Raw genomic sequence first — 9,861 nt, 5'->3', positions numbered from 1 at the left:
CGCGCCTGGGAGCATTTTCAATACGACTGTCGCTCAAAATCCAGATCAAGGCACAGTCTCAGGTAGTAATTCCGTGGATTCAGACCGTCTGGCGGCCGTGAAGGCGCGGCGCGAGCTGTTGATTTGCACCGTGCCGGATCTGCCTGCCCTATCCTGGCGAAACATCCGGAACGGGCAGATGGAGGGGCTGGACGCCGATATGGCGCGTGCCCTGGCAGCCCGATTTAGCGTGCGCGCGGTGTTCGTGGAGGCCGTACCCAGCACAGTGATCGGCATGATCGAGCGTGGCGCCTGCGACGTGGGGATGGGCGGCCTGGGCATCAGCCCGTCGCGTGCCACGCGGGTCGCCTTCACCAAACCCTTCCTCTCCGGCCCCATGGCCGCCGTCACGCAGCGCGCCAGCGAGCGGGTGCCGGGATGGGTCGGGATGGACCGCGATGGGATCGTGGTGGCGGTCGTCGGCGGATCGGTGGCAGAGGAGGTGATGCGCCAGCGCCTGCGCCAGGCCGAGCTGCTGACCGTCACCCCGCCCCTTATCCCCGAGCAGGAGATCGGTGCCGGCCGGGCCGATGTCTTCGTGACCGACTACGCCGATTCCCGCCGGCTGCGGGGGGACGACAGCTGGCGCGTCTCCGATGCGCCGCGCGCGCTGGGGGATACGCTCTACGCCTATGCCGTGCCGCGCGGTGATGCCGCCTGGCTGGCCGAGGTGAATGGTTTCCTCGCCTCCGTGAAAGGCAACGGCACACTGCCCCGCACGGCGCAGCGCTGGGGCCTGGGCGGGATGCTGGTGAACTGATCCCTCAGCCGAAGGAGAGTGATTCCAGCCAGCGCCGCTTGCCGCCCCCGGCCACATGCGCCTCGCCCAGCGCGCGAGCGCGGACAGGATCGCCCGCCTCGACCGCCGCCAGCATCGCCGCATGCTCCGCATTGCTCTCGCGCATGCGGTCGGGGCGGGAGAGGGAGCGCTGGCGGGCCAGGTGGCTTTCCCGGAGTAGCGAGCCGTAGAGCGTGGCGGCGCGGCGGTGCCCGGCGGCCTCGTGCAGCGCCTCGTGGAAGGCGAGGTTGCCCTGGTAGTAGGCGGCGGCATCGCCCGCGGCGGCATGCGCCTCCATCGCCACCACCTGCGCCCGGAGATCGCCCACCAGCCCCGCGGGCAGCGTGCCCGACGCCGCGCGTTCGGCCAGCCGGGCGAGGATGAAGCCCTGCAGCAGGGCGCGCATGTCATAGAGCTCCGCCAGCTCCTCGGGCTCGATGCGCCGCACGCTCATGCCCTGCCCGGCGGGGCCCGCGGTGACCAGCCCATCGCGCTCCAGCCCGCGCAGCGCTTCCCGCAACGGTCCGCGCGAGAGGCCGAGCCGCGCGGCCAGCGCCACCTCGTTCAGCCGGCTGCCGGGCGCCAGCTCGCCCGAGAGGATGAGCGCCTCCAGCGCCGCCCGCGCGCGCTCCGGTAACGGGCCCTGTGGCGGAAGGCTGTCCATGCAGGGCAGGGCATCACGCATGCGCGCTCGCTGTCAACAGGCTGTTGACAGGCTGGCCCGAAGCTCTCAGCCTCCGGGCCAACGGAGGACCAGCCATGCTCGACGCCCCCAATTCCGCCCAGGCAGGCGAAGCGGACAGGATCGCCGCGGGCGCGCTCTCCCGCTTCACCGTGCTCGATCTCACCCGCGTCCGCTCCGGCCCCACCTGCGTGCGGCAGTTGGCGGATTGGGGCGCCAAGGTCATCAAGATCGAGATGCCCGAGGGGCTGGACCAGGGCGACCCGATGGGCGGCCCCCGCGGCGGCCCGGACTTCCAGAACCTGCACCGCAACAAGCGCGGGCTGACGCTGAACCTGAAGTCGCCCGAGGGCGTCGCCATCCTGAAGAAGCTGGCCCGCGAAGCCGATGTGGTGGTGGAGAACTTCCGCCCGGACGTGAAGGACCGGCTGGGCATCGGCTACAAGGACCTCTCCGCCGAGAACCCGCGCCTCGTCTACGCCTCGATCTCCGGCTTCGGCCAGGACGGGCCCTATGCCGGGCGCCCGGGCTTCGACCAGATCGCACAGGGCATGGGCGGGCTGATGTCCATCACCGGCCTGCCCGGCCAGGGCCCCGTGCGCGTGGGCATCCCCATCGCCGATCTCTGCGCGGGGCTGTTCGCCGCGCAGGGCATCATGGTCGCGCTGCTGGAGCGCGAGGTGTCGGGCAAGGGGCAGTGGGTGCAGACCTCGCTGCTGCAGGCCCAGGCCTTCATGCTCGACTTCCAGGCCGCGCGCTGGCTGCAGGCCGGCGAGGTGCCGAAGCAGGCGGGCAACAACCACCCCACCTCCATCCCGACCGGCGTGTTCAAGACGAAGGACGGGCACATCAATATCGCGGCCACCGGCAACGCGATCTGGAAGCGCTTCGCCGCCGCTGCCAATGCACCGGAATGGCTGGAGGACCCGCGCTTCAAGGATTCCGCCGGCCGCTCCGACAACCGCGACGCGCTCAACGCGCTGATCGACGCCAAGATCGCCGAGCGCACGAGCGAGGAATGGGTGACGGCGCTGAACGAGGCCGGCGTGCCCGCGGGCCCGATCTACAACATCGACCAGATGTTCGCGGACCCGCAGGTGCAGCACCTGGGCATCGCGGCCACGCTGGACGAGGGCGGGAAGTCGCAGACCTATGTCGCGCAGCCCATCGGGCTGTCGCGCACGCCCAGCCGCATCGCCACCCACCCGCCCGCCATCGGCGAGCACTCCGCCGAGGTGCTGCGCGAGGCCGGCTATTCCGATGACGAGATCGCGGGCCTCAAGTCCCGCCAGGTGATCTAGGACCGATACGCAGATGCCCGACGCGCTTCCCCCGCCGAACCCGGCGCTTGGCACCGACAAGATGCTCTCCCGCAAGGAGGGCGGCGTCGGCTGGATGATTTTCAACAACCCCGAGCGCCACAACGCCGTCTCCATGGAGATGTGGATCGCGGGCGAGAGTATTCTGGCCGACTTCGCCGCCGATCCGGAGGTGCGCGTGGTCGTCGTCACCGGCGCGGGCGGCAAGGCCTTCGTCTCGGGCGCTGACATCTCGAAGTTCGAGAGCGAGCGCGGCAGCAAGGAATCCGTCGACGCGTACCAGGCGCAGACGGCCAAGGTGTACGAGGCGCTCTCGAACTTCCCGAAGCCCACCATCGCCGCCATCCGCGGCCACTGCATCGGCGGCGGCAGCGCCCTGGCCGTGTGCTGCGACATGCGCATCTGCACGGAGAAGTCCTCCTTCGGCATCCCGGCGGCGAAGCTCGGCCTCGGCTATCCGCTCGCGGGCATCCGGCGCCTCGTGCATCTCGTCGGCCCCTCCTTCGCCAAGGAGCTGTTCTTCACCGCCAAGCGCTTCTCCGCCGAGGATGCGCGGGTGATGGGCCTGGTAAACCGCGTGGTGGCCGATGACGCGCTGGAGACGGTGGTGGGGGACTATGCCACCACCATCGCCGGCAACGCGCCGCTGACCGTCGGTTCGGTGAAGGCCATCGTGGCCGAGGCGCTGAAGGCGCAGCCTGACGAGGCGCTCTGCGCCCGTCTCGTCGCCGAGTGCTTCGCCAGCGAAGACTATATCGAGGGCCGCCGTGCCTTCATGGAGAAGCGCCCGCCCGAGTTCAAAGGGCGGTAGCACCCCAGCGTTGAACCGGCCCCCTGAGAGACCCGCGACAGACGGGCCCGGGGGTGCCGAGGAGAGGAGCGATCCGATGGTGAACCGCCGCACCCTTCTGGGCGCGGGGCTGGGGGCTTCTGCCCTCTCCCTGCCAGCCCTTCGCGCCCTGGCGCAGGAGCCCTGGCCCAGCAAGCCCATCCGCTTCGTGGTCGGCTTCGCCGCCGGTGGCGCCACCGACATCAGCACGCGGGTGATGCAGCCCAAGCTCACCGCGCTGCTCGGCCAGCCCGTGGTGATCGACAACCGCCCCGGCGCGGGCGGCAATCTCGCCACCGAGATCGTGGTGCGCGCCCCGGCCGATGGCACCACCTTCCTGATGGGCACGATCGGCGCCCTGGCGATCAATCCCACCCTCTATGGCAGCCTGCCCTTCGACCCGCAGGCGGATTTCACCCCCGTCGCCATGGCGGGCAATGTGCTCAACGTGCTGGTGGTGCCGGCCGACCGCCCCTGGCGCAGCGTGGCGGACCTGATCGCGGCCGCGAAGGCACGGCCGGATACGATCACCTACGGATCCTCCGGCGTCGGCGGCGCGGGGCATCTGGCGGGCGCGCTGCTGGATCAGATGTCGGATGTGAAGACCGTGCATGTGCCCTATCGCGGTGGCGGGCCGATGATGACGGACCTGATCGGCGGCAAGGTGGACTACGCCTTCTCCACCGCGCCGACCGCGCTGCCCCAGGTGCAGGCCGGCCGCCTCCGTCTGCTCGCGGTTCCCACTGCGCAGCGCGTCCGCGCGATGCCGGACACGCCGACGGTGGCGGAGACGCTGCCGGGCTACGAGGTGCAGAACTGGTATGCGCTGGTCGGGCCGAAGGGGCTGTCGCCCGCCATCGTCGCGCGAATGAACGCGGTGATGCGGGAGGCGCTGGCGGATCCCGCGGTCGCGGCCTCGCTGGAAGGGCAGGGGGTGGAGCCGCTGCCGAGCTCGCCGGAAGACCTGGCCCGCTTCATCCGCGAGGAGACGGCCAAATGGGCCCCGATCGTGCGCGCGACCGGCGCGAAGGCGGAATAGGCCCATGGAACTCGGAATGCGCGGCCGCCGGGCGCTGGTGATCGGCGGCTCCTCCGGCATCGGCCTGGCCACCGCGGCCTTGCTGCTGCGGGAAGGGGCTACGGTGACCATCGCCGCGCGCGATGCGGCCCGGCTGGAGGTGGCGGCGGGCTGGCTGCGCGCCGAGGCGGGCGGTGCCATGCCGGAGATTGCCGTCTGCGACCAGTCCGACCCGGTCTCACTCGCAGCGCTGGTCGCGGGATGGGGTGATACGCCACTGCACGCGCTGGTCTGCGCTGCTGGCGGCAGCCGCCGCAGCGCCTTCGAGGACCTGTCCGACGAAGCCTGGCTGGAAAACTACGAGTTCAACATCCTCGGCACCGTGCGCGCCGTCCGCGCGCTGCTGCCGGCGCTGCGGCGGGCAGGGGATGGGCGGGTGGTGCTGCTCGGCGCCGTTTCGGCGCGGCAGCCGACGGCGCATCAGGTGGTCTCCAATGTCCACAAGGCCGGGGTGCTGGCGCTGGCCAAGACGCTGGCGATCGAGCTGGCGCCGGAGGGGATCGCGGTGAACAGCGTCTCGCCCGGCCGCGCGTTGACGCCGCTCTGGCGCAATCGCGCCGCACAGATGGCGAAGGACGAGGGGGTCGAGGTGGCCGAGGTGCTCTCCCGCGTTGCCGCCGATATCCCGATGGGCCGCCTGGGCACGCCGGAGGAGGTGGCGGCGATGGTCGCCTTCCTGGCCTCACCGGTCGCCGCCTATGTGACCGGCCAGGGCATTGCTGTGGATGGCGGGCTGCAGCGGGGCATCTAGTTCAAGCTCGGGCGTTCAACGCGAGCGCGGTGAGCTTGGTGAGATCGGTGCCGACGGTCCGCACACCGCCCACCGTGCCGGCGCCGAGCAGCGCGATAAGCTCTGAGAGCTGTTGCAGCCGTGCTGAGGCCGCACCTGCCGCCTGGCCCGTCTCCACCATCCTGCCGAACAGCGCGGTGAGGTCAACCGACGCTCCGTTCGGCACCGTGCTGCCCGTGGCGCGATAGCCGCCGATCGCGGCCGCCACTCTCGCCGCGCAGCGCCACGCGCATCATGTCCGCATCAGGGGAGCCGAACAGTTCGCGCACGGAAAGGCTGTCCCTCGCGCGCGCCGTGAATGTGGCGGCGGGTAGGGGCACACGGATGTCCACGATGTCGGCCGGCGCGGTGCTGCCCGTGGTGGAGCTGGACGAGGCCGCGGCGACGTAGCCGCTCGGGAGATTGGCGTAGAAGGCGGCCGTGCTGCTGCCAATGACGCTGGACACGGATGGCCTCCGCGATGTCCCTCGACCCTGCCGGCCTCTTCCTTAACCTTTGGTGAACGCGGCTTCCTGGGGTTCTAGCCCACGCGCAGCAGCGTCGGGCCGTGGCGCCGCAGCCATTCCTGCGCGGCCTCCCGGGCCGGGTTCAGGCGGGTGACATGGGCCCAGAAGCGGTCGGAGTGGTTTAGCTCTCGCAGATGCGCCACCTCATGCGCCACCACGTAGTCCAGCACCCAGTCCGGGGCCATCACCAGGCGCCAGGAGAAGGCGAGGGTGCCATCGGGCGCGCAGCTTCCCCATCGCGACCGCGTGTCCTTCAGCGTGACGCGGCGGATCTTCACCCCCAGCGTCGCGGCATGGCCTGCCGCCAGCACGGCGATGCGGCGCTTGGCTTCCGCCTTCAGGAAGTCTCCCACCCGGCGGGGAAGGAAGGCCTTGTCCCCGGCCACCACGATCTCGCCGTCCCACAGGATGGCGGGGCCGCGCACATTCGGATCGTGCCGGATCAGGTGTGGCACGCCGCCCAGCGGCACTCGCTCTCCTTCGGCCAGCGGTACCGGCGGCGCGAGGTTGTCCAGCCGTTCCTTTACCCAGGTCGCATGGGTGTTCAGCAGCGCCATCCCAGCCTTGCGGCTGGAGCGGGGCGGCAGGGTCACCACCACCTCTCCCGCCCGCGGGTCGATCCGCAGCGAGACCCGGCGCGCGCGCGTGGACCGGTTCCAACGCACCGGCGTCGGCGTCGGCAGGGCCAGCGGATGGGCGCGAAGGGGAACGCTCTCGGTCTCGTTATGTTCCATGCAACGGAGAATGGACCTTCGGCGGGGTCCGGTTCAACGGGTTGACAGAACCGGCCCGCCGCGTGTGGTGGGCGGGATGCGAGGGGTGCCCGAAATCAGTGGCCTGGCCGAGCCGCCGCCGCGCATGGCCTTCGCCCATGGGCTGCGCGGGCTCGCCGCACTCTCGGTGCTGCTGAGCCATTACACCGAGCATTTCTGGGACTTTCGCGAGGTAGCCGCGGCCTTCCTGGGCGCGCCTGCATGGGCAGGTCCCGCCCCGTGGTTGGCCGGGCTGCACCGAGCCTTGCCGGAGGGCTTCGCCGGGCATTTCGGCGTGGCGCTGTTCTTCCTCATCAGCGGCTTCGTTATCCCCTTCTCTCTGCTGGGTCGCAGCCGGGCCGGCTTCGCCCTCGGGCGCCTGCTGCGGATCTGGCCGACCTATGCGGTGGGTCTGTCCATCACCATGCTGGCCGTCTGGGCCTGTGCCCGGCATTTTGGCAGCCCCGTGCCCTTCGGGGCCCTGCAATGGGCGGCCCAACTCCTCTTCATCCGGGACCTGCTGGGGCTTCCCTCGATCGACGGCATCGTCTGGACGCTCGAGATCGAACTGCGCTTCTACCTGCTCTGCCTGGTTCTGGCCCCGGCTCTCCGGGTTGGGCGGGCGCGGCCGGTGCTGTCAGCGGCGCTGGGTCTTGCGGGCGCGACCGCCCTGCTCGCCGCCCTGCCGCTTCCGCCGGGCGGCCGGGCGGCGGCGGGGGAGCTGGGGGTGAGCGCTCAGATGATCACCTTCATGCTCCTCGGCACCCTGTTCTACGCCTGGCACCGGGGCACGGAGGACCGGGTACTACTGTTGGGCGGCGGCGCGGCGCTGCTGGTGCTGTTCGCGCTGCAATGGGCCGGCGGGGTGATGGCGGGACAGTTGGCGCCGGGGCTGGTGGCCTATGGAGCGGCGCTGGCGCTGTTCGCGGGCTGCTTCGTGGCGCGCGGGCGCATCGGGCGCGTGCCGGGCCTGGCCGATGCTCTCGCACGGATCAGCTACCCACTCTACGTCGTGCACGGGGTCGCGGGATACGCGGTGATCCGGCTGCTGCTCGAGGCCGGATGGCCGCCCATGGCCGCCATCCTGGCCGCGACATCCCTGGCGCTGGCTGCCGCGATCGCGCTGCACCTACTGGTCGAGGTACCGACTCAGCGGGCCGCCCAGCATCTCGGCCGGCAATCCTCTGTGTGACTCCCCGCGCCGGACTGGCGCGGGGGTCGGTCAGCCAGGATGCGCCTTGAATTCGATCTCCACGAAGGAGAAGGGCACGGTCCCGGCATTGACCACGTTGTGCTCCACCCCCGGCGGGCGGGTGTAGGAGACGCCGGCCTTGATCGTCGCCTCCCGCGTCGCGCCGCCGGGCTCCTCCAGCATCATCGTCCCGTCCGTCACGGGGACGACGAGATAGCCCCAGCCGTGTCGGTGCCACCCGGTCTCCGCGCCGGGCGGAAAGTCCCAGCGGGTGACGCGGGCGGTGTCGTCATCCGCCTGGACGGTGGCGGTGGCAGGGATGCGGCAGCGCAAGGGTTCGGACATGGGGCTCGCCTGGTCTGGTGTGCCTACTCGGCTGCAAGCGCCATGCCCGCATCGGCCAGGCCGGGCAGGGGAAGCACACCGGTCGCCTGCCAGGCCTGCCAGACGCGATCCGCTTCCTCGGCCGTGAGGCGGGTGTGCGGCGGGCGGATGTGGCGCCAGCCCTCGTCACCCGTGCTGCGCGCCAGGATTTCCCGCAAGCCGGGGATCAGCGACACGGTGGCAGCGGCATCCCGCCCGGCATTCATCATGGCCTGGGCGGCATCGGCTTCGGGGCCCGTGCGCTTGGAATAGACGATCTGGGCAAAGCGGCAGGTCAGGTTGGTGGCGGCCGTGATGCAGCCGGCGGCGCCCAGGCCCAGCAGGTGCTGGAACAGGCTGTCCCCGCCCGGATACAGCTCGAAGCCGCGGGAGGCGAAGGCGGAGAGATAGGCCTCGCCCTGCGCCCGGTCGCCCGTGCTGTCCTTCAGCCCGCGCACCACGCCCGGGAAAGCGTCCAGCAGCCGGCCGACGAGGGAGAGGGTCAGCGGCACGGCCGACTGTGCAGGGAAGTGGTAGAGGTAGATGGCCAGCCCGCCGCCGATCCGCTCGATTACTTCGGAGTAGTAGGCGTAAAGGCCGTCTTCGGTCGGGTCCTTGTAGTAGAAGGGCGGCAGGACGAGCACGCCCGGGCAGCCGAGGTCGCGCGCGTGGCGCGACATCTCCACCGTGTCGGTGATGTTGGTGAATCCCGTGCCCGGCATCATGCGCGTGACGGGGATGTCATGCGCAACCAGCTTCTCCAGGATCGTGCGCCGCTCCTGCAGGCCGAAGGAGTTCGCCTCGCCCGTGGTGCCGAGCACGCCGATGTTGTTGCAGCCATTCGCCAGCAGCCACTTCGCCAGATTTGCGGTCCGCTCGTGGTCGGGCGAGAGATCCGCGTGCACGGCGGTGATCAGCGCGGCATTCACACCGCCATAAAGCGCACCGGTCATCCGGTCTTCCTCCCGTTCCTCTTTGCGGCCGCTACCGCCGCGCGCGGTGCCCCGGCCCCCTTGCGGGATCCGGCAGGCCACCGGCCGGGCCACGTCACCACATGGTCCTCGAGAGGGCCAGCCTCGCGCTCGGAAATCGCGCGGCCGCGCACGGAAATCCCGGCGCGGTGAACGCTCTCGGGGTCGCCCGACACCAGCGGGTGCCACTCCGGAAGGTCCTCGCCTCGGGCGAGGAGATGGTAGGCGCAGGTGGGCGGCAGCCAGTCGAGCGCGGGCAGCATCTTCGCCTTCAGCTGCACGCAGTCCGGCACATGGTCCCGCCGGTTGGGGTAGTCGCGGCAGCCGCAGCCCTGGGTGTCCAGCAGGCGGCAGGCGACATTGGTGAAGTGGATCTCCTCCGTGTCCTCGTCGCGGATCTTGTGCAGGCAGCAGCGGCCGCAGCCATCGCACAGGGCCTCCCACTCCGGCCGCGTCATGGCCGAGAGGGATTTCCGCTTCCAGAAGGGTAGGGGGGTGTCCGACACGGCCCCTCCCTACACCCGCGGGCCCGCGTACTGGAAGCCGGCGCACTGGAAGCTTG

At 70.8% G+C, this 9,861-nt stretch carries 13 protein-coding genes; 6 read left to right on the top strand and 7 right to left on the bottom strand.

Annotation, left to right across the window (positions count from 1 at the left end; translation table 11 throughout):
- Positions 1-73 precede the first annotated feature (73 nt).
- Positions 74-799 carry a substrate-binding periplasmic protein gene (locus ACVBD7_RS13890; protein ID WP_458093825.1) on the top strand — a complete coding sequence of 242 codons (726 nt, stop codon included), beginning with the start codon at positions 74-76 and terminating at the stop codon, positions 797-799.
- 4 nt (positions 800-803) lie between these two features.
- Here ACVBD7_RS13890 and ACVBD7_RS13885 read toward each other — a convergent pair whose 3' ends face one another.
- Positions 804-1,502, bottom strand: coding sequence for a GntR family transcriptional regulator (locus tag ACVBD7_RS13885; RefSeq protein WP_458093824.1), 699 nt, complete (start codon positions 1,500-1,502; stop codon positions 804-806).
- Positions 1,503-1,576: 74 nt separating this feature from the next.
- Here ACVBD7_RS13885 and ACVBD7_RS13880 point away from each other — a divergent pair, with 74 nt between their 5' ends.
- From ACVBD7_RS13880 to ACVBD7_RS13865, 4 genes are all read left to right on the top strand, one after another.
- Complete coding sequence (locus ACVBD7_RS13880; RefSeq protein ID WP_458093823.1) at positions 1,577-2,800, top strand: CaiB/BaiF CoA transferase family protein; 1,224 nt, start codon at positions 1,577-1,579, stop codon at positions 2,798-2,800.
- A gap of 13 nt (positions 2,801-2,813) precedes the next feature.
- On the top strand, positions 2,814-3,629 hold the full coding sequence (locus ACVBD7_RS13875; protein ID WP_458093822.1) for an enoyl-CoA hydratase: 816 nt from the start codon (positions 2,814-2,816) through the stop codon (positions 3,627-3,629).
- Between the two features lie 76 nt (positions 3,630-3,705).
- On the top strand, positions 3,706-4,686 hold the full coding sequence (locus ACVBD7_RS13870) for a Bug family tripartite tricarboxylate transporter substrate binding protein (protein WP_458093821.1): 981 nt from the start codon (positions 3,706-3,708) through the stop codon (positions 4,684-4,686).
- 4 nt (positions 4,687-4,690) lie between these two features.
- Entirely contained in the window at positions 4,691-5,476 is a 786-nt protein-coding gene (locus ACVBD7_RS13865) for an SDR family oxidoreductase (protein WP_458093820.1), read from the top strand.
- Between the two features lies 1 nt (position 5,477).
- On the opposite strand, the gene ACVBD7_RS13860 is transcribed toward ACVBD7_RS13865, so the two are convergent.
- From ACVBD7_RS13860 to ACVBD7_RS13850, 3 genes are all read right to left on the bottom strand, one after another.
- Positions 5,478-5,681 carry a hypothetical protein gene (locus ACVBD7_RS13860; protein WP_458093819.1) on the bottom strand — a complete coding sequence of 68 codons (204 nt, stop codon included), beginning with the start codon at positions 5,679-5,681 and terminating at the stop codon, positions 5,478-5,480.
- Positions 5,659-5,961, bottom strand: coding sequence for a hypothetical protein (locus ACVBD7_RS13855; RefSeq protein WP_458093818.1), 303 nt, complete (start codon positions 5,959-5,961; stop codon positions 5,659-5,661). The genes ACVBD7_RS13860 and ACVBD7_RS13855 overlap by 23 nt, the downstream gene beginning before the upstream one ends.
- 74 nt (positions 5,962-6,035) lie before the next feature.
- A complete protein-coding gene (locus ACVBD7_RS13850) occupies positions 6,036-6,755 on the bottom strand; it encodes a M48 family metallopeptidase (protein ID WP_458093817.1) in 720 nt (239 codons plus the stop codon).
- An 85-nt stretch (positions 6,756-6,840) separates the two neighbouring features.
- Here ACVBD7_RS13850 and ACVBD7_RS13845 point away from each other — a divergent pair, with 85 nt between their 5' ends.
- Positions 6,841-7,965 carry an acyltransferase family protein gene (locus ACVBD7_RS13845; protein ID WP_458093816.1) on the top strand — a complete coding sequence of 375 codons (1,125 nt, stop codon included), beginning with the start codon at positions 6,841-6,843 and terminating at the stop codon, positions 7,963-7,965.
- A 30-nt stretch (positions 7,966-7,995) separates the two neighbouring features.
- On the opposite strand, the gene ACVBD7_RS13840 is transcribed toward ACVBD7_RS13845, so the two are convergent.
- Genes ACVBD7_RS13840 through ACVBD7_RS13830 form a run of 3 tightly spaced genes read right to left on the bottom strand, consistent with a single transcriptional unit; the run spans position 7,996 to position 9,805 of the window.
- Positions 7,996-8,310, bottom strand: a complete 315-nt coding sequence (locus ACVBD7_RS13840; RefSeq protein WP_458093815.1) for a cupin domain-containing protein — start codon at positions 8,308-8,310, stop codon at positions 7,996-7,998.
- Positions 8,311-8,333: 23 nt separating this feature from the next.
- Positions 8,334-9,281, bottom strand: a complete 948-nt coding sequence (locus ACVBD7_RS13835) for a dihydrodipicolinate synthase family protein (protein WP_458093814.1) — start codon at positions 9,279-9,281, stop codon at positions 8,334-8,336.
- On the bottom strand, positions 9,278-9,805 hold the full coding sequence (locus ACVBD7_RS13830) for a YcgN family cysteine cluster protein (RefSeq protein ID WP_458093813.1): 528 nt from the start codon (positions 9,803-9,805) through the stop codon (positions 9,278-9,280). Before ACVBD7_RS13830 ends, ACVBD7_RS13835 begins: the two co-directional genes overlap by 4 nt.
- Positions 9,806-9,861 lie beyond the last annotated feature (56 nt).

Source organism: Roseomonas sp. WA12, from assembly GCF_054165765.1.
Note: the sequence above shows the minus strand (reverse complement) of the source record. Positions and strands in the feature narration are given on the sequence as shown.

Coding starts and splice junctions, on each gene's coding strand:
- ACVBD7_RS13835 (WP_458093814.1), bottom strand. CDS start 9,281: ATGACCGGTGCGCTTTATGGCGGTGTGAATGCCGCGCTGATCACCGCC.
- ACVBD7_RS13850 (WP_458093817.1), bottom strand. CDS start 6,755: ATGGAACATAACGAGACCGAGAGCGTTCCCCTTCGCGCCCATCCGCTG.
- ACVBD7_RS13840 (WP_458093815.1), bottom strand. CDS start 8,310: ATGTCCGAACCCTTGCGCTGCCGCATCCCTGCCACCGCCACCGTCCAG.
- ACVBD7_RS13880 (WP_458093823.1), top strand. CDS start 1,577: ATGCTCGACGCCCCCAATTCCGCCCAGGCAGGCGAAGCGGACAGGATC.
- ACVBD7_RS13875 (WP_458093822.1), top strand. CDS start 2,814: ATGCCCGACGCGCTTCCCCCGCCGAACCCGGCGCTTGGCACCGACAAG.
- ACVBD7_RS13865 (WP_458093820.1), top strand. CDS start 4,691: ATGGAACTCGGAATGCGCGGCCGCCGGGCGCTGGTGATCGGCGGCTCC.
- ACVBD7_RS13870 (WP_458093821.1), top strand. CDS start 3,706: ATGGTGAACCGCCGCACCCTTCTGGGCGCGGGGCTGGGGGCTTCTGCC.
- ACVBD7_RS13885 (WP_458093824.1), bottom strand. CDS start 1,502: ATGCGTGATGCCCTGCCCTGCATGGACAGCCTTCCGCCACAGGGCCCG.